General features: G+C 47.6%; 20 protein-coding genes. 12 read left to right on the top strand and 8 right to left on the bottom strand.

Going from position 1 to position 24,000, the window contains the following annotated elements:
• Window positions 1-186: 186 nt before the first annotated feature.
• A complete protein-coding gene (locus tag U5L07_14855; protein MDZ7833025.1) occupies window positions 187-1,893 on the bottom strand; it encodes an IS1634 family transposase in 1,707 nt (568 codons plus the stop codon).
• A 311-nt stretch (window positions 1,894-2,204) separates the two neighbouring features.
• Between U5L07_14855 and U5L07_14850 the strand changes: the two genes are divergently transcribed.
• From U5L07_14850 to U5L07_14825, 6 genes are all read left to right on the top strand, one after another.
• Window positions 2,205-3,329: an ATP-binding protein gene (locus U5L07_14850; protein MDZ7833024.1), complete on the top strand. Its 1,125-nt coding sequence runs from the start codon at window positions 2,205-2,207 to the stop codon at window positions 3,327-3,329.
• Between the two features lie 164 nt (window positions 3,330-3,493).
• The gene (locus U5L07_14845; GenBank protein ID MDZ7833023.1) at window positions 3,494-3,715 is read left to right on the top strand and encodes a type II toxin-antitoxin system Phd/YefM family antitoxin; all 222 of its coding nucleotides are present in this window, start codon (window positions 3,494-3,496) and stop codon (window positions 3,713-3,715) included.
• Window positions 3,706-4,104 (top strand): type II toxin-antitoxin system VapC family toxin, encoded by a 399-nt coding sequence (locus U5L07_14840; GenBank protein MDZ7833022.1) that lies wholly within the window; start codon window positions 3,706-3,708, stop codon window positions 4,102-4,104. Before U5L07_14845 ends, U5L07_14840 begins: the two co-directional genes overlap by 10 nt.
• A 413-nt stretch (window positions 4,105-4,517) precedes the next feature.
• The gene (locus U5L07_14835) at window positions 4,518-5,258 is read left to right on the top strand and encodes a class I SAM-dependent methyltransferase (protein MDZ7833021.1); all 741 of its coding nucleotides are present in this window, start codon (window positions 4,518-4,520) and stop codon (window positions 5,256-5,258) included.
• Between the two features lies 1 nt (window position 5,259).
• Window positions 5,260-6,438: a glycosyltransferase family 1 protein gene (locus U5L07_14830; protein MDZ7833020.1), complete on the top strand. Its 1,179-nt coding sequence runs from the start codon at window positions 5,260-5,262 to the stop codon at window positions 6,436-6,438.
• On the top strand, window positions 6,419-7,606 hold the full coding sequence (locus tag U5L07_14825; protein MDZ7833019.1) for a glycosyltransferase: 1,188 nt from the start codon (window positions 6,419-6,421) through the stop codon (window positions 7,604-7,606). The genes U5L07_14830 and U5L07_14825 overlap by 20 nt, the downstream gene beginning before the upstream one ends.
• Before the next feature lie 67 nt (window positions 7,607-7,673).
• Here U5L07_14825 and U5L07_14820 read toward each other — a convergent pair whose 3' ends face one another.
• Window positions 7,674-8,576: a glycosyltransferase gene (locus U5L07_14820; protein MDZ7833018.1), complete on the bottom strand. Its 903-nt coding sequence runs from the start codon at window positions 8,574-8,576 to the stop codon at window positions 7,674-7,676.
• A 380-nt stretch (window positions 8,577-8,956) separates the two neighbouring features.
• On the opposite strand from U5L07_14820, the gene U5L07_14815 reads away from it, so the two are divergent.
• From U5L07_14815 to U5L07_14805, 3 genes are all read left to right on the top strand, one after another.
• Window positions 8,957-9,913, top strand: coding sequence for a hypothetical protein (locus tag U5L07_14815; GenBank protein MDZ7833017.1), 957 nt, complete (start codon window positions 8,957-8,959; stop codon window positions 9,911-9,913).
• Between the two features lie 118 nt (window positions 9,914-10,031).
• On the top strand, window positions 10,032-11,762 hold the full coding sequence (locus U5L07_14810; protein ID MDZ7833016.1) for a hypothetical protein: 1,731 nt from the start codon (window positions 10,032-10,034) through the stop codon (window positions 11,760-11,762).
• Window positions 11,762-13,204, top strand: a complete 1,443-nt coding sequence (locus U5L07_14805; protein MDZ7833015.1) for a hypothetical protein — start codon at window positions 11,762-11,764, stop codon at window positions 13,202-13,204. Before U5L07_14810 ends, U5L07_14805 begins: the two co-directional genes overlap by 1 nt.
• Before the next feature lie 35 nt (window positions 13,205-13,239).
• Here U5L07_14805 and U5L07_14800 read toward each other — a convergent pair whose 3' ends face one another.
• Together U5L07_14800 and U5L07_14795 are read right to left on the bottom strand one after the other, a co-directional pair.
• Window positions 13,240-13,491 (bottom strand): type II toxin-antitoxin system RelE/ParE family toxin, encoded by a 252-nt coding sequence (locus U5L07_14800; GenBank protein MDZ7833014.1) that lies wholly within the window; start codon window positions 13,489-13,491, stop codon window positions 13,240-13,242.
• The gene (locus U5L07_14795; protein ID MDZ7833013.1) at window positions 13,481-13,699 is read right to left on the bottom strand and encodes a ribbon-helix-helix protein, CopG family; all 219 of its coding nucleotides are present in this window, start codon (window positions 13,697-13,699) and stop codon (window positions 13,481-13,483) included. The genes U5L07_14800 and U5L07_14795 overlap by 11 nt, the downstream gene beginning before the upstream one ends.
• Window positions 13,700-13,907: 208 nt before the next feature.
• On the opposite strand from U5L07_14795, the gene U5L07_14790 reads away from it, so the two are divergent.
• Window positions 13,908-16,448, top strand: a complete 2,541-nt coding sequence (locus U5L07_14790; protein ID MDZ7833012.1) for a glycosyltransferase — start codon at window positions 13,908-13,910, stop codon at window positions 16,446-16,448.
• A gap of 18 nt (window positions 16,449-16,466) precedes the next feature.
• Here the strand turns inward: U5L07_14790 and U5L07_14785 are convergent, their stop codons facing one another.
• Window positions 16,467-18,092: a hypothetical protein gene (locus U5L07_14785; GenBank protein MDZ7833011.1), complete on the bottom strand. Its 1,626-nt coding sequence runs from the start codon at window positions 18,090-18,092 to the stop codon at window positions 16,467-16,469.
• A gap of 487 nt (window positions 18,093-18,579) precedes the next feature.
• Between U5L07_14785 and U5L07_14780 the strand changes: the two genes are divergently transcribed.
• Complete coding sequence (locus tag U5L07_14780; protein MDZ7833010.1) at window positions 18,580-19,698, top strand: hypothetical protein; 1,119 nt, start codon at window positions 18,580-18,582, stop codon at window positions 19,696-19,698.
• Window positions 19,699-19,726: 28 nt separating this feature from the next.
• Here the strand turns inward: U5L07_14780 and U5L07_14775 are convergent, their stop codons facing one another.
• From U5L07_14775 to U5L07_14765, 3 genes are all read right to left on the bottom strand, one after another.
• Window positions 19,727-20,602 carry a hypothetical protein gene (locus U5L07_14775; GenBank protein ID MDZ7833009.1) on the bottom strand — a complete coding sequence of 292 codons (876 nt, stop codon included), beginning with the start codon at window positions 20,600-20,602 and terminating at the stop codon, window positions 19,727-19,729.
• A 91-nt stretch (window positions 20,603-20,693) separates the two neighbouring features.
• Entirely contained in the window at window positions 20,694-21,164 is a 471-nt protein-coding gene (locus U5L07_14770; GenBank protein ID MDZ7833008.1) for a hypothetical protein, read from the bottom strand.
• The gene (locus tag U5L07_14765) at window positions 21,161-21,499 is read right to left on the bottom strand and encodes an HTH domain-containing protein (protein ID MDZ7833007.1); all 339 of its coding nucleotides are present in this window, start codon (window positions 21,497-21,499) and stop codon (window positions 21,161-21,163) included. The genes U5L07_14770 and U5L07_14765 overlap by 4 nt, the downstream gene beginning before the upstream one ends.
• Before the next feature lie 212 nt (window positions 21,500-21,711).
• On the opposite strand from U5L07_14765, the gene U5L07_14760 reads away from it, so the two are divergent.
• Window positions 21,712-23,997 carry an FkbM family methyltransferase gene (locus U5L07_14760; GenBank protein ID MDZ7833006.1) on the top strand — a complete coding sequence of 762 codons (2,286 nt, stop codon included), beginning with the start codon at window positions 21,712-21,714 and terminating at the stop codon, window positions 23,995-23,997.
• Window positions 23,998-24,000 lie beyond the last annotated feature (3 nt).

Here is a 24,000-nt window from a genome sequence, read left to right as displayed (position 1 = left end):
GTGGCAAATATTTTTTGATTTATGAGGAAGTTATGTAGGTCCGGCCCCATTCGCCCATTTCACTTGCTGCTTACAGCGCTGATTTTGGCGGCGAAATTGAGACTCTAACCTGAGTTTACGATTTATCAAAAATCAAATACATAACATTTTGATATAATATATTATATATTACATCAAGCGTCCTCCCTAACTTGCCAAATACTTTTTCATTTCAAATAAATTGAAAAGCTCTTCTTGCACCTCATCCAGTTTGGAAACAACGGATTGGGCTTTCTGTTTATTCTTCTTTTTCGAAAATATATTCAACACTTCACGGATTCCGAAAAGCTTATCATGCAATTTGTTTATCGACATGGGGAGCCCGGATTCTTTGGCTTTTTTCATAATCAAGGCACGAAGCAGCAGCGATAATGAGCAATAAAACCCATGAACTCTTATCATATTATCGGTCCAATGATACATGGGCCACCAGGTGCCCGTGTTCCTGTCTTTCATCTGTTTGAAAACATCCTCTATAACGTACTGGCTCCGGTACGTCACAACGATATCTTCTGTCGTCCAGTTATGGTTGTCTGTGATAATAATGTTTTTGCCCAGATATGTATCGGCAAGCCTGGCATATTCATCCGTATTTATTTTATAGGATAGTGTCGGCATGCCATCGCGTTCACCGATCACTGTTTCTATCAGGTTTTTCATATGTTGCCCGGAAAGTGCTCTTGACACCTGGTTATGAATAGACTCTTTCGTCGGTTTTTTGCCTCTGGTTATTATACCCGCTGCTCGGTCGTCTAATTTGGCGGCGATAGCGTCGAGTTTGCCCATGCTTTTGTTGATTTCATTATTAATGGACTTCACCTGTGAAACATAAAGGTTGTCGTTGAATGTAACCACAACGGTAAGATCCTTTCCGTATATTCTTTTATGTGTACGAAAGGCCTTCACCTGATCAAGCCGCGGATGTGATAAGGGCTCAAAACGTTTATCGTTATTGGAGATTGTGGCCAGTTCTTTATGATCATCCGGTTTTACCGAACCCACAAAATGAAAACCGGAATCCCTGATAAATCTGTTCAAATTTTCGCTGGAGTTATTGCCCTTATCAAATACAATCGTCATGCCATCGCCTTTTGGGGCCCTGTTTTTAAAGGCTTGGAAAAAACGGTCAATCAAGACCTCAAACTCCTTTGAATCATGACGATTGCCTTCGAACACATCGAAATATAGTGGGAAGTGGTCTTTGCGTGTACAGAACAAGGCATAATTAATTTGCCTGAGATCACCGCGCCCCTGTTTGTTTTTCCCTCTTTTCGCAATTGCGCAACGCGTGTTAAAAGAACCGATGAATGTATAAAAATTGGTGCCATCGTATGAAGTGCATGACAAATCTAATTTTTCCCGGTCCAACACGGAATTGACAAGTTTCATCCAAGCGCATTTTATTTTATCTTCTGTAATCGCAGACATGTTGTCCCAAAACCGCTGCGAACTCAGAGAGGCCTTGTTGACTTCAGGAAACGCACGAAACAGAATTGTATCCTGGAACCAGGGCCACATCGATCGTTTACTCACTGCGTCAATTCCCCGATTTATCGCGGCCAGCGTCAAATAGAATCCAATTGATGGTCCTTGGTTCCGTTTAGGGAGGACACTGTCGAGGGTTTGTATCATCTTTATCTGTTCGGACGTATTTAAATAGGCTGCCGGGCCGCCGAGCTGGAAAATCTCTGCATAATCCGGCTTTAATGGTTCTCCCTCTACCGCTTCAATGATTTTGTGCAAAGGTCCTAAATATTTTTGCCATTTTCTTCGAGACTTGCCGTCTCGCCTCTCGCTTTCTTCCGCATAATAATAGGTGATGCCTTTAATCTTCTTCCTGGTAATATATGCCATAGCGCCCCCTTAAGTTAGTGGGTACAATAGCAATATATTGTGTCAATTGTCAAGTAAAACGTGAATATATTGTGCATAAAAAGTTAGGGGGCACAAAATATTTTATTAACGCATTGAAAATAAACGGCTTTTCGAATAAATTATTTATAATTCGTAAACTCAGGCTAAGGGATGAAAAGGGGCTTTTGTGGGACGTATTTGATGATATTTGAGTTGGTTACATAGGTCCGACCCCATTATTCTTGCATTAATTCCAAAATTATTATAATTTATTTGGAATGAAATCCAAAAATTTTATATACAGAGATGTGATGGGCCGAATCCAGGAACGCCTTTTTCAGGGCAAGGCGGTTATTCTGCTCGGCCCCCGGCAATCCGGAAAAACCACCTTAATAGAGGCCGTTTTAGAACTCTCCGGCGAAAGCTATTTGATGTTAAACGCTGATGAGCCGGATGTGCGTGAACTGCTGCAGGATGCGACTTCCACCCGCCTGAAAACAATCATCAAAGGAAATCGAATCGTCTGTATTGATGAAGCGCAGCGGATTCCCAATATCGGCCTTACCCTGAAGCTGATGACCGATCAGATTCCGGAAGTGCAGACAATTGCCACCGGGTCTTCTTCTCTGGAACTTAATTCCAGCATAGCTGAACCCCTTACGGGCAGGAAGTTTGAATTTACCCTGCCGCCTCTCTCATTTAATGAGCTGGCTTCTCATCATGGCCTGCTTGAGGAGCGTCGTTTCCTGGAGCATCGCATGATTTACGGCAGTTACCCGGAAGTTGTGACATCTTCAGGCCGGGAAGAAGAATTGGTGAAGCTTCTGGCCGGCAGCTACCTGTTTAAGGATTTGCTCACGCTGGAGAACATCAAGAAACCGGCACTTTTGGAAAAAATCGTCAAGGCCCTTGCACTGCAGCTCGGCAGTGAGGTTTCATTTAATGAAATCGGGCAGCTTACAGGCGCGGACAGCCACACCGTGGAACGTTATATTGACCTGCTTGAAAAAGCATTTGTCATCTTCACACTCCCTGCATACAGCCGCAACATCCGCAATGAAATAAAAAAGAGCAGAAAAATCTATTTCCTGGATAATGGAATACGCAATGCAGTGATCGGCAACTTCCTTGCTCCGGCCAGCCGCACAGATACAGGGGCCTTGTGGGAAAATTACCTGGTCTCTGAGAGGCGGAAAATGACGGGCAATAAAGGTGTGAAGGCAGATGCCTTTTTCTGGCGCACCACCCAGCAGCAGGAAATCGACTATATCGAAGAGCAGGGAGAGCCTCTTTACGCCTGTGAATTCAAATGGAACCCGAAAAAAAAGGACGCCGGTTTTCCCAAAACCTTCTTAAAAGGATACCCCAGAGCGAAAACCCTGTTGCTAACCCCTGAGAACTACGACATGTTTCTGACAAACCCGATTCTTTCTTGATACCGGGCTAAGCCCCGGAATTCGAAACATGATCCGCCGTGGTTTTAAGTGATTACCTGATTTCGCATGGCCTTATTAAATAACACCTTATTGAATAACTGTTGCGCTAAGAGCTTAAGTGGATTAGACTAAAAAAGTAGACTAAGCTGGAGGGAGGGGTTCTGATGGAAATTATAAATATTCATGAAGCCAAAACACATTTTTCAAAACTCTTATCCCGCGTCCATGCGGGGGAGGAGATTGTTATTGCCAAAGCCGGCAAACCCTATGCCAAAATTGTACCTTTTAAAGAGTCCCAAGAAAGGATTCCGGGAATCGCATCAGGCAAAGTGACCGATGCATTTTTTGAACCGCTGCCTGAGGAGGAACTGCGCCGATGGGAATAGAAGCGATGCTTCTGGATACTCACATATTTTTATGGTGGCTGTTTGATGACGAGCGTTTGCCCAAAAAAATAAAAGCGTTTATTCAGGACATCAATAACCCGGTTTATGTGAGCGCAGCCTCGGTTTGGGAAATAACGACCAAGTTTCGATTGGGCAAACTTCCTGAAGCAGATGCAGTTGCCGTAAATGTGCCTTTATGGATTGATAAGGCGGGGTTTCAATCTTTGAATATCAAGCCTGAGCATGCGCAAATGGCCGGAAGCTGGAATGCTGATCATCGCGATCCTTTTGATCGCATGCTGGCAGCTCAGGCGTTGCTGGAAAAGATGGCGCTGGCAAGTGTAGACAAAGCCATGCAGGTTTTTGCAATCAAGATAATAAACGAGTGACCCCTTATGATACTCGAGGAAAGTCGCCGGATGAGATTTTCAGATTCCTTTAAGTCCCCCTTTTAAAGGGGGATTTAGGGGGATTTTTCATCATGGCCCATTATAAATCCCCCCAATCCCCCCTTTTTCAAAGGGGGGGCGACGAGAAATCTTTAAATATGTTTTCTATCCAGTCCTATCCAGACATAAAGTATTTTACTCTGAACCTAAATTGAGCGATTTTCAAGTTTGCCGCAGATACAAGGAAGATGCAGGCGAGCTATAGTGGACTATGCGAGGCTGCATCTGACGCAGTAGATGCGGTAAAATTGGAAATCCCGGAGGGTTTCAGATTGTTAAAATATAAATTGTTATAATCTTTTATAAAAGCATGTTTTTAAAAATCTGAAACGCTCAATTTAGGCTGAATTAAGATGAGTGATATTGAGGCCAAACAGAAAATTGAAATCGATTTCTGGCGGGATTCCAAAACCGAATCGCCTGAATCCGATTCGATTGTCAACATTATTAACAAAATGTCAGATGCCCGGGTGTTTCTGGATTGCCTGGACCGGCATCGGGACAAACTCCCCAAAACCGGTCGTGTGCTGGAAATCGGGGGAGGGCAGGGCTGGGCCGCCTGCATCTACAAACGGGTTTTTCCGCACGCACACGTGACAGCCACCGATATCAGCGAATATGCGGTCATATCGCTTCCCAAATGGGAGCGCGTTTTTGAGGTCAGCATAGATAATTCATATGCCTGCAAAAGCTATGAAATCCATGAAGACGACGCCTCGCTGGACCTGATCTTCTGCTTTGCTTCGGCCCATCATTTTCTGGCCCATAAACGGATGCTTCAGGAAATCGCGCGGGTGCTAAAGCCCGGGGGCAGGGCAATTTATTTTTACGAACCAGCTGCCACAAGATTCTTTTATCCTGTTTTGACGCGTCATATGAACCGGAAAAGGGCGGCTGTCCCCGAAGATGTGATGATTATTCCTGAGATTAAACGACTTGCCTTAAACGCCGGGCTCGAATTGTATATAGACTATTATCCGTGCCTGATCAAAAGGGGGCCCTTGGAAACCGTGTATTTTTATTTTCTTTCATGCCTGCCGTTTCTGCAGCGGATTCTGCCGAGCTCGGCCAACTTCATATTCACACGGCGATAAGATGAAGCAGCCAATAATTCACAATTCAAGGTTTGACACCCTGGTGGTGAATGCGGGGCCGCTGAAAAATATTGCGACGGGTATCGGCCGGTATATTCGGGAGCTTTACAGGCAAATCCAGGTCCGCTACCCGGAGCTGGTGATCCGGTATTTTGACGGCATCCGCCTTTGCGAGCAAATGCCGGTGCCGCCCGGCGGCAGAAGCCCCTGGACAGCTGCCGTTGATCTTGCCTGGCGGCTGCCGCCCGGTTTTGTCTACATGGCCAGGATGCTTGCCCATGAAATGAGCGCCCGCCGGTTTTACCGCGTTTCACGGGGATTTGACATCTATCATGAGGCCGGCTATTTCCCTTATAAGGCGGCAGGCAATGTAAAAACCGTGTTCACTATCCACGATCTGTCATTAAAAATAATGCCCCAATTTCATCCCAAAGACCGGGTCCGGTTTTTCAATAAATATTTTGAAAAATCCCTTAACCTGGCGGACGCTATCATCACGCCATCGGCATTTACCGGAAAAGAGTTCCAAAAAACCTATCCGGACATGCCTGCAAGGATCCATCCCATCCCGCTGGGCTGCGATAAATCGCTGTTTTATGATTATCCCCGGGAAAAAATAAACGCATTCAAAGCGCAAAAGCGCCTGCCGGAAAAATACGTCCTTTTTGCCGGTACTTCTGATCCGCGCAAAAACATCCGGGCCGTTTTCGATGCCCTGGCCCATCTGCCGGCACACGTAAAGCTGGTGTGCACGGGCTGGTCCGGCTGGGGAAAGGATGGGCAAGGCAGCCGGCACGCATCCGGTTTAAAAGACCGGATTATTTATACCGGCTATGTCTCGGACGCCGAGTTGGCCCTTTTGTATGCCGGCGCCCGCGTATTTGTCTATCCCAGTTTTTATGAAGGCTTCGGCCTGCCCGTGCTTGAGGCAATGGCCTGCGGCTGCCCCGTGGTGTGCGCAGATACCGCCAGTCTGCCCGAAGTCGCCGGAGACGCCGCCATCCTCTGCGATCCCGATGATTCGATCTGTCTGGCAGATGCAATCCAAAGGGTTTTTGACTCGGATGAACTTTATAGCCGCATGCGCCGGCAGGGGCTCAAACGGGCGGCAGGGTTTGACTGGTCAAAAACAGCGGGAAAAACGGTTGAGGTTTTTGAATATGTCTGCGTACAAACCTAAAACCGTTGTCATGGCATGTTCCCATCCCTATTGGTCGGTGCTGCAGGTAGGCAGCCAGCACCTGGCCCGGCAGTTTGCCCGCCATGGCTGGCAGGTGCATTATTTTTCCGCGCCCGTTACCCCGCTGCATCTCCTGAAACTTTCCACTCCCGAGGTGCTGCAAAGGTTCAAGCGCGTTTTTTACAATCCATCGATTCATGAAAACGGCATGATCCATTCGCATCTGCCTTTTTCCCTTATCGCCCCGGACGGACGTTTCCCGTTAAGAAGCAAACCGGTAACCCGCAGCTGGTATAAAACCCTAATGCCGTCATTGAAGCAAAGAATTCAAAAGGCGGGCATCAACCGGGTTTCACTGCTCTATATTGACAATATTTCTTATCATTTTTTGACAGAGCAGCTCTCTTTTGAAAAATCGCTCTTCAGGGTCATGGACATGCACGAGCGGTTTCCGGGATGGGAAGGCGAGGCACGGCCGCTGGCAGAAAAAATTGCCCGAAAGGCTGATATCACCGCATATTCAGCCAATGGGCTAAAATCCTATATTGATCGGCTCGGTCCCAATAAGGCGATACTGGTTCCCAACGGGGTCGATTTTGATCTGTTTGATTTCAAAAAGAATCGGCAGCACCGAAAAAGACCCGCATCGATTCAACATATACCCGATCCAATTGCACTCTACACCGGGATAATCGACTCCCGCATCGATTTCAACGTTATTAAAACCGCTGCAAAACAATTGCCCCGCGTTTCTTTCGTGCTGGCCGGACCGGCCGAGGCGGCCAACGGCTTGTCAGACTTGCCCGCCAATGTTTACCCCATCGGTCCGGTACCGCATCCTGCTTTGCCGGATTTGATGCGCTCTGCTGTGGCCGGCTTGATTCCTTTTGACGTAAACAACCAGATGGGTGCCATCAAAGGCATCCGCCCCCTGAAACTATTCGAGTACATGGCCGCCGGCCTGCCCGCAATCTCCGCCCGGTGGCCCGAGGTTGAAGAGATAGGCGGCCCGGTATGGTTCTATGACAATGCCCGGGAGTTTGTAAGCCTTGTGCAGAAAGCCATTCACCCGCAGGAATTCGATCCTGCCGCCGCCCGCCGCTTTGCCGGGCGGTTTGACTGGAAGAAAGTGTTTGAAGCGCTGATATCCAATGTTGATCCTCTGTAATTTTTCGCGGGAAGATTTCTCCTCGCTCGCATTCCTCGATCAAATGAAATGGCAATGAATGGTTTAATCAAAATTGATGCCCGCGGACAACTTTTGTCTGACACCGCACATATTCCCCGAACTGCACGAGCTTCAGTAAATACTCAAGAAAATACACCCCCATTTTTTGGGCAGGCCTGAGGTCTTTGCTGGCAAAAATCATGGATCCGCCCTTTACCGGCGGCTTGATCATGCAAAGACCGTGATAGAGGGCACTTAACGGGTTTTTCCGGATATCTGCTTCATTGACCCGGATATAGCCGCTGCACACCCGCCTGGCCTTTTCCATTAATTCAGGCATGGTGCTTCTTGCCGGATGCCGAACAACAGCATTTTCGCAGTAGCCGATGCTGAACCCGGCCGCATCCGCCCGTTTGCCCCACTCCAGATCCCCGCCGGATACCAGCGTTTCATCAAATCCCCCCACCGCGTCAAACACGCATCCCCACGCAAACATGTTCGCCGTGGTGGAGCTTCCATTTCTCGCATACTCGTCCTGCATGAAGGCAAAAATGCGTTCGTGCATTTCCGCCCAGGTGCGTTTTTCACTATCCCCGTATACCAGTTCAATCCTGCCCGCCATCCGAAAGCAGCCCGGATTCTCCACCAAAAACGCCACTGCCTTTTCGATCCAATCCGTATTCGGGATGCAGTCCGCATCGCAGAATCCCAGCACATCCCCCCGGCTCATCTGTATCGCGCGGTTTCGGGCCGCATAGGAGCCCTTCTTTGCCTCGCTGTCCAAACGCAGACCCGGCCGGTTTGCATATTCATCCGGAAAGGGATCGGCCGGGTCATTGTTTATCACGATGACTTCGAACCGCTCTCTTGGCCAGGTCTGCCGCTCAAGGGCGTCCAGGGCCAGGCTAAGCCGCTCCCAGTCATGGCAGACAGGGATAATAATGGATACAAATGGTCTTTTTTCAGGCATTCGGAAAAGAGCTACCCCTATCTGATGGTGTATTCTCTGGCTTGATTTTTATCTGTTTTTATGCAACCTGTTGGGATGTTAAATAAATTGTTTTTACCGGTTATGCGGATAAAAAACAAGTTTGTTGTCAAGTCAATGCCATTAACTTAAGCCTTAAAATGAGCGCGGCTGTCATTTCGAGCGGCAGCGAGAAATCTTTCAATTGCATGATTTTTTTAGATTTCTCGTCGCTATCGCTCCTCGAAATGACATTCGGGAGGAGCTAAGTTCATGACAGTGGTTGTCAAGTGGTTGCTTTGTCTTTAAGGCTTTCCGGGCAATAGAGGCATGAAACCATCTATCTATCTAAAAATTTTACAATTTTTTTTCGGGGTAATGGCATGAGTGAGCAGACCAATCCTGTTGTAATACTGGGCGCGTACCAAAGCGGGACTTCCGTTCTGGCTGGATGTCTGCGCCTGCTGGGCGTTAACCTCGGGCCGAGCCTGGGTGCCGCCGATGGATCTGAAGAAGCCCGTGATTATCCTGAAAACAGCAGCATCATCCTCATCCATGACATCCTCTTGCGGGATCTTAACTGCCGCTGGGACATGATCGGCACCCTGCCGGAGAACTGGCTTCAGAGCAGGGCGGCGGCCAATGCCCGGGAAAAAATCGAAAACCTTATTGAACGCGAATTTGCATCCAGCGCCCCCTGGGTGATCAGTGACCCCCGCCTGTGCAAATTCCTGCCCCTGTGGCTGGATATATTTTCAGAAAAGGGTCTAACGCCGCGTATTGTGTTCATGGTCCGACATCCCTACGAGGTGGCCGTCTCCCTGCAGAACCGGCACGGCTTTGACCTGTTAAAAGGTCATCTGCTGTGGCTCTCTTCCAATCGCCAGGCACTGTCGCGGCTGCGCGAATACGACCACGCCATTATTACCTATGACCGGCTTTTGGCTGATCCGGTTTCCTGCCTGGAAACCATCGGCCGCGAGCTAAACCTGAGCTTTCCCATCGGCTTGGCCGACGGATACCAGGACCTTATCGCTTATATCCGGCCGGAACTCAAGCACGCGCATAATTCCCATGCTGATACCGGCGAAAAGGGGAAAAATATTTTTGCCCATTACGCCTGGCTCTATGGTCAGTTTCGCCTCAATGAAACCCGGCACCTGGCATCCCCGGCGCAGACGCAGGCCTCAGATGAAGCTGTGTTTTCAGCTAAAACAGCCGTGCAGAACCTGGCCGTTTTTCCCCTGGTCCCGAAAGCCCCCAAAGCCCAGAAAACCGCCGTGGACACCTCACATGCGGCAGAAATGTTCGACAACCTGCTGGGCCTGATCCGCTCCTGATGAACAGGCCGAACTCAATACGGAAATCAAGCGGCAGCGGCTTCTGCTGGAAGCCGATCATCAGGAGCCGATGCTTTATGCACAAATCTGCCTTCCCTCGGCAGATAATGACCAAAATATGCACCCTTCCGAAAACACAAAAAAAATTCTTCTGGCCCCTGAAGAGTGGCAGAAGATTTCCATGGAGATCAATAATCCGGATGTACTGCGTCAAAACCGGCTCCGCTTTGACCCCCTGAACACAAGGGGCATGATCCGGATTCAATCCCTCGCCCTTATAAACGCGGCCACGGATCAGGCGGTCTGGTCTGCTCCGGATTCCGCCGGTTTTGATCAGTGCTCCGTTGAAGGCCAGGCGCTTGTGCTTGACCGCCAGGAGGGACTGGTTATGTGCGCGACAGGCAATACGCCACGGATTTTTCTCCCCGCCTTCCCCGATTTGCCGGATGCGCCGCTTCGTTTTGAAGTATGGCTGAAAGCCGGCCGGAATCTGGACCAAATAACAGATTTGTGGACCCAGAAAGACCAAACCATCAAGAAGCTGAAAACGGAGATCGAGGCAACCCAAAAACAGAAAGATGAGCTGGCACGACAGACCGAACAGTCCAAAACCGAGTGGGAACAGGAAAAACAGGCGTTAAGGGAAAAATTGACGGAAAAGGAAAGAATGATCCAGGTACGGGAAGAAAAGAAAAAGACGCTGGAGGCGGAAAAACAAAATTTTCAGCAGGACTTGCAGCAGCTTGAAGCTAAGTTGGCAAAAAAAGAGAGTGTTATTCAAAAGCAGGCTGAATTAGAAGCGGAAAAACAAAGCCTGGAACAATACCTCCAGGAAAAGGAGGAACATAAGCAGCAATTGGCCATTGAAGTAGAAGAAAAGGCTCAAGAAGCAGAGGAAAACGCTCGGAAAGCCAAAAGCCGGGCCGAGGAGGTAACTCGGCTTCAGGAAAAAATCGCTCGGCAGGACGAGGCGCTCGCCGGAAATGAACAGGAATTAAAGCATATCCGGGATAAAGTTACAGACAGAGAAAGCGATCTGGAAAGACTGCAGCAGGAATTGCAGAACCTTCAGGACAAGCTCGACAACCAGGAGGATCTTACCCGCCAGTACTTCACCGAGTTGTCAAAATCCGAAAGCCAGCTAGTGCATGTTCAGGACCGGCTGGCCGCCACTGAGGAGCGGGCCGACACGGCAGAATTACAAAACAAGGAAAACGGAAAGTTGATCAGCCAGCTGCGCAGGGACTATCAGGCCCTCATCTCCTCCGCCAGGTGGCGGTGGGGCAATTTCCTTGTTCGGCTGATTGAGATTCTGCTGTTTCGGAAAAAACAGCCCCTGGCTGTTGACCATATGAACGAGACGCTTAACCGGCTTGAACAAAAGGGGCATACAGCAGAAAAATTCAATATCCCGCTCGCCGCCCCATCTCCATTCCATGATTCTGAATCCATTAAAATGCTGAATAATTGGCTGCGCCAGTTGAACAACGACTATGAACTGCTCAAAAATTCAATGAGATGGAAGCTGGGAAATGCCCTGATCCGTTTTCTGGAACTTCTGGCCTTCAGGCGCAAAAAAACCATGGCCATTGATCACCTGGGGCAGATTTTTCAAGAATATCAAGATGAGTCAGCGGGAAGCCGGGTGCAAAATACCAAAAAACTGAAATCATGGCTCCGCCAGGCGAAAAACGATTTCCACGCCATCAGAAATTCCGTGCGATGGCGCACAGGCAACCGGCTTGTTTCAATTATCGACCTGTTGACTTTCAGGTGGAAAAAGAAAACCGCCATGGATCATGCCTTAAAGATTTCAGCAGCATACGAGGATTGGGCGAAGAACAACTAATGGATTCACAAGCGGATTTACAGGAGGGCCAGCCCAAAGCCTTTGAACTCGATTCCGCCCGGCGAGCGGAATATATCGCCGCTGGCATTGATGAGGCCGAAGGCGGCCATTTTGTATTTTTCAGGGGAGAATACAGACGGTTGCCCATCGCCCGCCTGTCGGCGGATCTGCTTTTCTACAGGCCGGAAAACGGCCGTCTGATTACCCAGCTTCAGGAGCTGGAGCGCACCCGGCAGCTGCCGCCGGGCTATTTTGCCGCCAACCAGGAAAGCCCGGAGGTCCAGGCAGAGCTCCACTCCCTGCTCCTGAAAATGTCCAAAGATCCCCGCGGCCCCATCTATCATGAGCTCTCCCGCCAGGCCCAGCAAACCGAACCCCTCCTGATAACCGCAGACGGTATCGTTGTCAACGGCAACCGCCGGCTGGCGGCCATGCGGGCCCTGCTTTCTGAAAATCCGGACCGTTACCGCAAATTTCAGGAGGTGCGGGTGGCGATCCTTCCGGATGACACCCGGCCCGAAGACATTGAATACATAGAAGCTGCCCTGCAGCTGGCCCCGGAGACCAAGCTGGCTTATAGCTGGATCAACCGGCGGCTCAAGCTCCGACGGCAGCGCTTTGAGCTCAAACTCCCCGTCTCCCGGATTCTGGAAAGTTACCGCCTGGAAAGCGCGGCCGACCTTGACCGTGAACTTGCAGAGCTCGCCCTGGCCGAAGAATATCTGGAAAACATGCTCGGGCAGCCCGGGCATTATAATTTGGTCGAGGACGCGGAAAAGCTGTTTGTCGGCCTGTGCGCCAACCTCCATCAATTACCGGAAAATGACCGCCGCCTGTGGCAACTGGCCGGGTTCGCCATGATCTCCGCCCGGGGAGAAATGGATGCGGACCTGTGCAGCTATTTTCCCTTTATCCCGCCCAAGCCGGCCCATTTACCGGTGCGCGCCCTTCAGCGCCTGGCCGCGGAAGAAGAATTGATAACCGAAAAACAACTCAAAGATGATCCTGACCTGCCCAAATCCACCCGAAAGGAGCTGGCCGCCGTTCTGTCCCGTACCTCGGATGCCGTCCGCCTGACCCGCACACTTTTGGATATCCTGGACCAGCTCCAAATCGAGCACCGGGAACAAAACGCCCCCAAGCGCACTTTAAAGCGCATCCAGCAGGCCCGCCAGTTAATCGAAAGCCTGGAGCCCCAAACCCTGACCGAAAGTCAGCGCGCCCGCATCGGCTCGGAACTCTCCGCCATCGCCTATCACGGCCGCAGGCTCCTTGAAGACGACCCGGCTGCACCCCCCATTATCGGCGGCTTTGCCGAGTGGGCAAAAGGCATGAACCCGGACAAGCCCAGCTTTACCGCCGGCCTGGCCCACGTCTTTCGCGCAATAATCGGCCGCCGTTTGTCCCGCCGCCTGGGGAGCCTGCTAAAAGGCGGCAAATAATGGCGTTTTGATTTTTCTTGCTGGAGATGCAGGTGCTATCGGTAAACATCCCGCCGGTGTCTGATCCTCAACACCAGCGCAGTGTCGCCAACAATTGAAAAGATCACGCGGTATTCACCGGCCCGAAACTTTCGCAGGCCGGCAAATTGACCGGTGAGTACGGGGAGCGTTTTTGCTTTTGAGGGCAGTTCCTGTTCAATTTTTTGCAGAATCCTTTCTGCCTGAGCCTTGTCGATTTTTTTCAGATCCCGGGCAACCGACTTTTTAAAGGCGATTTTACAGGTCAAGTTCCTGCCTTATGTCGTCAAGGGAAACAACCGCATCAGAAGGGTCCTGCAGCCGGTCAAGAGCCACCTGCAGATCCGCCATTTCAGCCAGGTAAGCTTCAATGGCTTTTTGGACATGAAATGATTTGGATCGCTGCGTTTCCACCGATATTTCATTCAATCTTGAAGCCAGTTCATCTGGAATCCGAACGGAAATGGCTTTGTTCATATGATTCTCCCATGTATTTAATTGTCATACATTATAGCCATTGTAAACAGGTATTGCAAGATTGAAGCACTCATTTAATTCTCACTGGTTAAAAGCCTCGTTGAAGCGGTTGATAAACGTTTGTATAAAATGATATGAAGTCATACAAAGTTTTATTGGTTTGTTATTTTTTTAGATTTTCTATAAGGACAAGAAAAAAGGATTACAATTGATTCCCAAATTAGCTGATTTGGTTGAGTGGCTTATTGTTAAAAGACTAACACCAGAGCAAAAAGAAATTATCTGGAATAAAATTCCCCCATACGGGCAAAGTGTTTTGCAGAAACTGCTTTCCCCAGGTGAGCAATATACGCTGCGCAGGGTAGAGCGCGCTAAACGTTGCCTACACCAATTGGGGTTCACAGATCGTCCGCTAATGGAATTGCATGAAATGCTTGAGGATAAATCTCAACCATTCCAGAAGAGGACGGCAGCATGGGAACTGGCTCTATGGGAAGCCAATCAATATACGCCTGCGAGCGCTTGGCGCTGCCTGAGCCTTCTCCCCATTGTGACAAAGGGCGAGAAAGATTCTGTTCGGCTGATCAGGGCAACAGTGCTCAAAGCGGAATGTCATGATATTTTGGCAGACAGAGCAGGAGGTTTTAAAACGGTTAAAAAACAACTTAACATGAGCCTTCATGCGGATCTTTACTTGGCTGCCGCAAATCTGGAAGACCAACTTGATAAGCGATTGGTATGGATTAATAAGGCCCTGGCGCTATATGAGCTTGCCCCCGTCACACTAGAAAAAGTTTCGGATATCCCGCCCTATGATCGTCTTGCACCGACAAAAGCCCTTCAGCCTTTAAAGACGAACGGCAACCCAAAGGTTACCGTTATTATTCCCGCATATAATTCGCAAGATACCATTGGAACTGCTCTTGATTCCATGCTTGCGCAGACATGGAGTAACCTGGAGATTCTGGTGGTAGATGATTGCAGTTCAGACCTTACAGCAGCAATCGTCAAAGAATATGCAGATAAAGACCCTAGAATTAAATTACTGAAAACAAATATAAACAGTGGTCCATATGTGGCTCGCAACATCGCGTTAAAAGAGGCTTGTGGTGACTTTGTGACCACGAATGATGCTGATGACTGGTCCCATCCGGTAAAAATAGAAAAGCAGGCGCAACATCTTTTGGAAAATCCTTTTATTGTTGCCAACATCTCGGAGCAGGCCCGAGCCACTAGCGACCTCAAGTTTTACCGGCGTGGTAATCCAGGTTTTTATATACATATTAACATGTCTTCAATGATGTTTCGCCGCCAGCTTTTACTTGATTCTTTGGGGGCTTGGGATTGTGTGCGCTTCGGGGCTGACGGGGAATTTGTGCGACGCGCGAGGCGAGCCTTTGGAGATGATTCCGTTATTCGGCTATCAACAGGTCCGCTTTCCTTTCAAAGGCAGTCTCCGAACTCACTGACCGGAGATCCGCATTTTGGGTATCATGGTTTTTTTATGGGGGCCCGTAAAGAATATTTTGAAGCCTCTAACTACTACCATGATATCGCGACTTGCCTGCGCTACGAGTTCCCGCAGAAATTCCGCCCCTTTCCTGTGCCCGAGCCCATGTGGCCCCAGCGGGAAGCCAGGCGATCGTCCACTCGGTATTTTGATGTGATTATTGCCTCTGAGTTTCGTCTGCCGGGGGGGACCACCATGTCCAACCTGGAAGAAATAAAAGTCCATAAAAAAATGGGGCTGCGAACCGGCCTGATCCAGATGTACCGGTATGACCTGGATACAGAAGGAACAATCAATTCAAAAATCAGAGAGATGTTGGATGGCAAAATGGTACAGATGCTGGTTTATGGCGAGAAAGTTTCATGTGATCTATTAATCTTGCGCCATCCACTTGTACTTCAGGACCGGCAACGGTTTCTTCCCGCGGTTAAAGCTAATGATGTCAGGGTTATTGTAAATCAGTCCCCCAAAAAAGATTATACCGGCGCCGGTTTGCGCTATTATGAGATTAAGCGCTGTTCCGAAAACCTTAAACATTATTTTGGCCGGTCCGGTATCTGGCATCCCATCGGTCCACAACTTCGCAAAATGCTTTATGACCATCACTTTGATGAACTGTCCTATGTCAATTTTTCAGACGAAGACTGGACAAATATCATTGATGCACAAAAATGGAGGCGAACCGATCGTCCGCCTCAAAGATCTAAAATTCGAATCGGCAGGCATTCGAGGGACCAATATGTCAAATGGCCTGCAGATCCTGGCACATTACTTTCCATTTATCCTGATGCCGGTCCATATGAAGTATATGTGCTTGGAGGCGCGCAAACACCGAAAAATATGCTTGGAAGCCTGCCTGACAACTGGATCGTATTTGAATTTGGAGCCATGCATCCCAAAGACTTTTTGGCTAAACTGGATGTTTTTGTTTATTATATTCATCCAGACTGTATTGAATCCTTTGGCCGTGTTATACTGGAAGCCATGGCCGTCGGCGTACCTGTTGTGATCCCTCCGAGCTATAGGGAGTTGTTCGCAGACGCTGCCATTTACGCGGAACCTTTAGAGGTAAGTCGGAAAATCGATGATCTTATGAGCAATCCTGAGCATTATAAGACACAGGTTAAGAAAGCATATGATTATGTTGAAAAGACTTTCGGCTATACCAGACATGCTTTAAGGGTGGAAAAAATTTCAAAAAGACAAAACCCGGATCAGAAGCGGCAAAAATCATTTTAATCGCCCTAGTCTATAGCCCTAGTCGTCTGTTTCCACCTCTTCATCAATCGTATCGTCATCCATACCCTGCGTAAGCCGCACCTCTTCTTTAACCAGTAAATTCAGTATCTTCTCCCGCTTCTCTTCAACCCATCGAGGCGAACCCAGAGCTAGTAGGTTGCCAGTGCATCCGGCTACCGCGCAGAGATCTTCGCCAAAGCGCTGACCCGGCGCATCAGCTTTCAAGCTGTCTTCGGAATAACTGATAACGGTCAGTGTTTTATGCTTTTTCAATTGAGCGAGTACCTCTTTGCGCTTTGCTTCGGGAATCTGGGCCAGCGTGTTTTGATCTATGATCACAACCTTAGCCTGGTTTAGCATCGCCGCCACAATGCCCAGCTCCACACGGTGGGCTAAATAAAGCTTCTCCCATTTGTCTTCCCCAATGTTTTTGTCTAAATTCGTACCGATATGTTTGTGCACTTCTTCATACACGTCCCTCGGCATGGCCTGCTCCAAGTCTTTTGGGGAAAATCCCTCCGGCAGATTGAGCATACTGCGCAAAGAACCGTCGCGTTGGGGCAGACCCTTGCACCCAATAAAAAAACACTCCCGGGGGGATACAAATATCCCGTTGTCAGCCTTGCTCCCGAGCCTCACCATGTAGGGGAAGGAATAACGCGAAAGGGGGACACCAGTCACCAGGGCCATGCGTACGGGTTCCCGGATTTCGATTTCAGCACTTTGCTCATAGATTCCATGGGCAGCCGTTTTTATCACTAGCCGATCTTCTTTATTCGGTTTGGATTCAGCGCTTTGCACAAAATGTTGGTACCGATGGATATATGGATAAAACCGCGAAAACTTGGTCAAAAAAGACATTATCCCTTTAAAAGAGTTCACCCCCAGCCGAAGAAATGTCAGGTATGCAACCAAGCTTGCCCAAGTGGTGGTGCCGCCTAAAGCCGCCGGCACCTGGATGACAATTACCAAGCTCACGCACATTCCCAGCAGTATGTTGCCCCATAAATCGGTTTTAGAGATAGAAAGAAAATAAACCGCCGTGGAATGCATTTTGTCTTTCAAGCCCCCCTTGTCAAAAGCCTTGTTGATAGCCTTGGTCTGTTTGGGAGAAATATACTGGAAGTCCTTGATATCTTCCATAAGCGACACAATTGTTTTTGTGGCCTCGCTGCCGGAGCGCTTGGCCATGAGATCGCTTTCATAGGCCATTATGTTTGCCTGATAAAAAAAAGGTAAAAACAATACCACCAGGCACATCAACCCCAGTGTCAGGCTGAGGTCAATATATACGAGAATGGGGAAAGCATACATCAGCATGACGATGTTCGGCAGCGTCGTTGCCATGAAACGCACCAGCATTGCTGATTTTTGCACATCCTTTATTATGGTTTTGGGTATCACTTGCAATGCATCAGACGCGCTTTTCGGGGTGGACGCGCCCGGCACCACCGTCCCGAACAAGGCAATGGCGCGTTTTAAAAGATAGATCTGGTATCTGGCAATCAGCCGGGAGGCAACTGCTCCGGCCATGTATAAGAGCCAGGCACTGAAAGATAAGAGTGCAAAAAAAGAAAAAGCTGCCAGAAAAAGCACTTCACCACTTCGGGCGGCAAAGTTTATGCCTGCCAGGGTGATCTCCACACTTCTTTCCAGGTAACTCACATACTTGAGGGCTGCAACCAGGGCAAAACCCTGCAGTGATGCGCCGATCATGGAAAAAGCGACAAGACTGATCATCGCCCGGGGAAAGGCCATACATATATCACGCAATAGCCATAACAGGGCATCGCGATACGCCGGGAAATGGTACAGGGCTTCTTTCAGCCGGTATAAAAACAAATTCAGTATATTAAATTTCATCAGACAAAAATCTTGCAAAAGATCTGGATTTTAGGCATATTTTTAATTTGTTGATACACCGAAACTCACGCTACACGATGTTATATTGTTTGTAAAGGTACAAGGTATTAATATTATGTCGTTAAAGTCAAACATGGCCTTATACCAGATATCAAATCTCAGTATATCCCTACGCCGGGAGCAATTATCCCCTTATTTTACCCCCATGACGGCATCCGTCCATTTTGCCAGCTGCATGCATCATCCATAACCAGAGAATAAGTTCATTATGCCCAAACTCATTCTCCACGCAGGCCTTCATAAAACCGGAACCACCGCCATACAGGCATTTGCGGCCAAAAATCGAAAAGCCCTGTTCAAGCAAGGGTTTTTATACCCCGATTACAGCCCGGCATTAAGCAAACCATATGAAGCCCATCATGATTTTGCCCACACCATTGCCGGCAAGGGCAAGCGCCTGAGCGAGGGGCAAGCCAGACAATTAGCAAGGCACTGGGCTAAAATAGCTGATAATGAAAACCTTACGCTGTTTTTAAGCTCAGAATCCATATCCCGCCACGTTGACGATAAAAGACCCGGAACCTGGCACGGCAAGCGAAAGGCCTATTTAAAAAACTTGGCAGGTGTGTTATCAGCATTTGATATCAAAGTGTTATTGGTGCTTCGCCGGCAGGATGATTATGTCAAGTCTTTGTTTCAAGAGCATGTCATGAAAAATGCGCCGGCGGGTCGGCAGCCGTTTTCAGCATTTTTGAAAAATTTTGAAAAAAGCGAAATTCAAAAAAGATTCTACCAGAACCTGCTTTTGTTTGAAGAGGTTTTTCCGGGTATAAAAGTGTTGATCTATGAGGATTTAATAAAAGACGGGCAATTGTGCACGAATTTTTTTTCAAGCTTGTGTGTCGATACTTGTAATATGGCCCAGGTCGGCATTGTGCGTAAAAGCCTAAGTGCCCCTGAAACCGTATTGAAAATTTTTCTAAACCGGGTGATCGACTCCAAAAAACAAAATCGTGAAGTTATAGACTGCATACATAGCCCTGAAGTACAAGGTCTGCTTGACAGTTACTACCCAAACAAAAAATATGATTTATGGGAAAACCACCGCGCCAGAGAGAAATTTCTTGCCCTTTTTGCAGAAGAAAACGAAAAGATTTGCAAACGTTATTTTCCCCAAAGGCAAGATCCGCTGTTTCCGTCGTTAAAGAACAACACAAATCCTAGGATACCAGAAATTCCGGAAGCGTTGAAAGCGGAGTTAGCGTTGAAAGGGCTTTATTTAAAGAAGTCCTTTTATGAATCCGGCAGGCTTGAAGGCAAAAATATCGATAAGATAATTCATTTTTTTAAAAAATTGGCAAGGAAAACATTTACAGCCAATAAATAATATCTCAACAGTCTAAAGTTTAAATGCCTTATGCCGCAAGCGGCATTTCGCAATCATTGGCCTTTTTGCTCTTTGACATAATTATTCGGTAAATCGCGCTATTCCTGAAAAAGCGAAAATTATGGTAGTATTCCATCTGGATGACGGCCTGCACCACTTCTTCCGATGGTATCGCCGAAGTGACGGTTCGCAGCCATCCTTGGTATTTCTTCCAGATCGATTGGTGGCAATTCAATGCCAGGATCTGAAGCATGCCGGTGGCGATACAGCCAAAATTAACAAAAGCTTCAAGCGCATCAATTGCTTCCCGAACCAAGCGTTTAGACCGAGGGTTGTCGATTGCCGACAAATCACTTTTGGTTTGCCTTCCGGCCCGCGGCCACACACTGGTCCAAAACCGATAATAAAAAGCACCGATCAGATGCTTGAGAACTTTAAAACTGACCTCGATCTTGAATCGATAGCTGTAGGCCCGGATGATATCGGCTGCCGGAAGCTCTAAATCCGAGCACATCAGAATAAATCGTTGGTCGCCATCGCAAACAAGCACAAATCGGACTTTCTCCTGAATGGGCCGCCAGATCAGGTCAAGGCATAAAACGGATATGATTTTGCTTTGCCCATATATCTCAAGGCGCACCTGCTCGAATACTTCGGTTTCGAACAAATCCACAAGCTTTCGCTTGGGGCCATATGTCCGGGGCCTGCCGCGTTTGCCGGTGCTTGGCGGCGGCGGCTCGTAGCCAACAACGTTACTTTTGGCCATGGTAATCACATGAAGCAGGCGGTGGCCATTGTCATCCACGAGTTGCCTCACGATCGAAAATACAGGACCCACGGCAAAATAGGCGTCCAGAACGATGATCGCTTTCTTGCCCATGCGCCTGGTTATATCGACGGCCATTTTGGCCATCAGGCTCGTCACACTGACCCTTGGCCGGCCATTGACCAGCGGCGCTGGTTTACTCTGGAACTCTCGGAGCTCTTCTACCCCTTCATGCAGCTCTGCACAAAGGGGGATGCAAAAGATTTTTTTTTACCCAGCCGGCCATGAGCCCGATGGCCCCATAATGATGGCCGTAAATATACGGGGCTTTGCCGGAGTTATCCGATTCCTGGTGCAGTTTTTTAATCCCCGGCATCTTTTCGGCCTCTTTGCTGATTTTGATGCCGTCGCCGGCAAGGAGCATGCGATCTTTGATATAGATCAACGGGCAATGCGAGAGAACAAGTTGCCACCATTTCTGTAAAATGTCGGTGAGCTTCCAGGAAGTGGCTCTGAAGAACGCCAGCATGGAGGTATAGAATGACGGTTTCAGTTGGAGCCACCGCACAAAGGAGCTCACGCCATAATGGTCGAGCCGGACCATGAAGCCGAAAATAACGACGACGAACCAGTTAAACGCCGCCTTTCGGGCAAAGCAGCTGCGAAAAGCAGATAACATATGGCTGATGACATCTATCATGATAGCCCTCCTGTTTCCTTGGAGGGCGCTTGTTTTACCGTAAATGTGTTGGGCCCGGTTTTAATAAACATTTTACCGGCTTTAATCTTTTTCAGGATAGCGGAGACCACCGAATCCCTTTCAAGTGTGACCTGGAACTGGGTTTCAGCCAGATCGATGATTTCAGAGACATGTAAGGGGCGATCGGCGGTGCTGAGTACGTGCCGAATGATTTCAATATTTGACGTACGTTTTTTGGGCTTCTCTTTAGCCCGCCCCTGAAATCGGTCAATGATTTTGAGTGTTGCTTCTGCAACCTCTTTTTGATACTTCAAATAATCGTCAAATTGGTCCATTTTGCATCCTCCTTTCGATTGTTGATGAATTGGAGGATACAGGGCAAAAAGACGTATGTCAATAATTTTTTACGTAAGTTTAAAACTTTTTAAAACTCCTTGAAACAAGCAATAATCAAAAAAATTTGAGTACGTATTATATAAAATACATAAATCGAACATTTTGCAACTTTAAACAGAACTTTGGACTGTCAAGATAATAGGCAGTTAATATGCGAGCCAAGTTATACATATGCATGGCCCCTCCGCGAAGCGGGCTTACGGCGCTTACCGGCTGTCTGAGTCTCTTGGGCATTGAACCACCTAATCATCAGCCGGATGCTGAAACAATAAATGCCCTGCTTTTTCAAGATTTGGGGCTTTCACCGCTTACGGCAGCCCCTTTATCCAAGGACTGGCTCACGACAGATGCAGCCCGAATCGCCGGGGTCCGTATTGAGAACCTTTTGGAAGAGCTATCAACGTCTGATAAAGATTATTTTATATTCGACCCTCTGCTCTGCAGGGTACTTCCGTTGTGGCAGAATGTTTGGAAGCAAATAGAAATTGATCCAGTATTCCTCCTTATGCTTCGTCATCCTTTTGAAACAGCGCGATCCCTTTCCGCTACTGAAAATCTAAACTTCACAAGGGCTCATCTCACTTGGATATCCTATACCCGCGATGCCCAGCGGGCCCTGGAAGGCGAAGACCACACCCTGATAACTTTTGACCAACTCTTGGCAGACCCAATATCAACCCTGAATGCCCTTAAACATAAAACCCACAACTTACAATCGACAACTTATAATCTACTCAAGTTTATTCAGTCTTCCCTGAAGCACCACCACGCAGGTGATATGAGCGAACAAAACAGGCAGACTTTCGAGCCATACGAACGCTTTTACCAGCAGATCCGTACAGCCAGTTACCAGAACACTGAACACAGCTTTTACACGGATACAAATACATTATTGCCGCTGGTGGACAGCCTTCTTGCAACGGCGGGACAACAGGAAAACCAAACAGACGTGCAGGCCCGAAAACCAGCCCCCTCTACTGAATCGCCCCTGCAGGCCAGCATCATTTTGGCTGCATCCGGTGGAGCTGAAGAGACGGTGGAAATTGTAGACTTGAAAGAAGAGCAGTGGCAAAAAATTGGTTTGGTGGTACCTGAATTTCCTTCTATCCAGTATTCTCAGATAATTTTAAGGCCCTTGAATACAAACGGGATCATATCCATTGCTTCTATAGCCATAGTCAATAAGGCCACAGCCCAAGTGCTTTGGAGTCTCGAGGGCCAATCTCTTATCGATGCTTTGCATATAAAGGGTCATGCTATAAAGCTTCCAGATGAGGCTAATCTAACATTGCTCATCACTGGAAGCGAGCCCCGGATTAGTTTCCCCAAGCCTCATTTTATTAGAGATTTTCCCCTGGATTTGATTATATGGATTAAGGCCAGCAGATCTCAGGAGCTAATAAGGAAATACTTAAATCTGCAAACCAAAGCCTTGGAATATATTTCTAACCGAATTTTACATGATAACTTTCCCAAGTTCGTCAATGATTATATCCCGGGAATGCCCGATTATTCTGAATTAACTGAGCAGTTTTTAAGCACTATTTCAAATAAACTGTTGAATGCGAGGTCTAAAGAACGCGAAGAAGCTTTGCATCAGGTTGAAGAGATTATCCAGAGTATCACAGGCAAATTTGATGATTTTAAATTGTCATTGAGTAAAATTAATAGCAGCCTGTGTTTGTTTTACTTGTTGCATGTGACAGACGATCATATTCCCAAAAATATTGTAAAATCCGGCTCATTCTATGAACTTGAATACCTCGAAATACTTAAAAATTTTTATCAAAAAGGTGAGTTCGTCATAGATTGCGGCGCTAACATCGGAAATCACGCAATATATTTTGCAAAAATTCTAGAGGCGAACGTATTGGCTTTTGAGCCCGAACCACATAATGCTGTGTGCCTTGTGGTCAATATAGCTATTAATAATATTCAGGATAAAGTTTACCCTATAAGGTACGGGCTTGGGAAAAATAACGGCTATGTAGATTTACAAATGATTATAGATAAAAATTTTGGATCATTCTCAGGAGATCCGGAACTAACGACTACCAACGAAGAATTAAAGGATTCTTTTAGTATAAGTAGCCCTGTTAAAACCATTGATCAATCCTTGGATGATTTGAAGATTACGAACCCTGTAGCAATTATAAAGATAGATGTAGAAGGCATGGAGACCGATGTCTTGGAGGGTGCGGTTCGCGTAATCTCGCAATCGCTTCCTGCGATCGGTGTAGAATGTAACGGGCGCTCTCAATTAGAGCGAGTTAAAAATATATTATTTAAGTTTAACTATTTCTATTTTGAAGTTACTAATTGGACGCCGACCTTTGTTTTTTTGTCTAGAGACAATCCTTTTCATATGAATAAACTTATTGAATATCTTGAAAAAAAAACAAAGGCAGCTGCTTTTAAAGAAAAATATTTCGAATAATAA

Source organism: Desulfobacterales bacterium (genome assembly GCA_034520365.1).
Lineage (GTDB): Bacteria > Desulfobacterota > Desulfobacteria > Desulfobacterales > Desulfosalsimonadaceae > M55B175.
The sequence above is the reverse complement of the archived record's forward strand: the minus strand, read 5'-3'. Positions and strand labels throughout refer to the sequence as shown.

Bases quoted from the DNA above. Each gene is read 5' to 3' on its own strand.
- U5L07_14855 (MDZ7833025.1), bottom strand. From the start codon at position 1,893: ATGGCATATATTACCAGGAAGAAGATTAAAGGCATCACCTATTATTAT.
- U5L07_14850 (MDZ7833024.1), top strand. From the start codon at position 2,205: ATGGGCCGAATCCAGGAACGCCTTTTTCAGGGCAAGGCGGTTATTCTG.
- U5L07_14845 (MDZ7833023.1), top strand. From the start codon at position 3,494: ATGGAAATTATAAATATTCATGAAGCCAAAACACATTTTTCAAAACTC.
- U5L07_14840 (MDZ7833022.1), top strand. From the start codon at position 3,706: ATGGGAATAGAAGCGATGCTTCTGGATACTCACATATTTTTATGGTGG.
- U5L07_14835 (MDZ7833021.1), top strand. From the start codon at position 4,518: ATGAGTGATATTGAGGCCAAACAGAAAATTGAAATCGATTTCTGGCGG.
- U5L07_14830 (MDZ7833020.1), top strand. From the start codon at position 5,260: ATGAAGCAGCCAATAATTCACAATTCAAGGTTTGACACCCTGGTGGTG.
- U5L07_14825 (MDZ7833019.1), top strand. From the start codon at position 6,419: ATGTCTGCGTACAAACCTAAAACCGTTGTCATGGCATGTTCCCATCCC.
- U5L07_14820 (MDZ7833018.1), bottom strand. From the start codon at position 8,576: ATGCCTGAAAAAAGACCATTTGTATCCATTATTATCCCTGTCTGCCAT.
- U5L07_14815 (MDZ7833017.1), top strand. From the start codon at position 8,957: ATGAGTGAGCAGACCAATCCTGTTGTAATACTGGGCGCGTACCAAAGC.
- U5L07_14810 (MDZ7833016.1), top strand. From the start codon at position 10,032: ATGCACCCTTCCGAAAACACAAAAAAAATTCTTCTGGCCCCTGAAGAG.
- U5L07_14805 (MDZ7833015.1), top strand. From the start codon at position 11,762: ATGGATTCACAAGCGGATTTACAGGAGGGCCAGCCCAAAGCCTTTGAA.
- U5L07_14795 (MDZ7833013.1), bottom strand. From the start codon at position 13,699: ATGAACAAAGCCATTTCCGTTCGGATTCCAGATGAACTGGCTTCAAGA.
- U5L07_14780 (MDZ7833010.1), top strand. From the start codon at position 18,580: ATGCCCAAACTCATTCTCCACGCAGGCCTTCATAAAACCGGAACCACC.
- U5L07_14775 (MDZ7833009.1), bottom strand. From the start codon at position 20,602: ATGGCCGTCGATATAACCAGGCGCATGGGCAAGAAAGCGATCATCGTT.
- U5L07_14770 (MDZ7833008.1), bottom strand. From the start codon at position 21,164: ATGATAGATGTCATCAGCCATATGTTATCTGCTTTTCGCAGCTGCTTT.
- U5L07_14765 (MDZ7833007.1), bottom strand. From the start codon at position 21,499: ATGGACCAATTTGACGATTATTTGAAGTATCAAAAAGAGGTTGCAGAA.
- U5L07_14760 (MDZ7833006.1), top strand. From the start codon at position 21,712: ATGCGAGCCAAGTTATACATATGCATGGCCCCTCCGCGAAGCGGGCTT.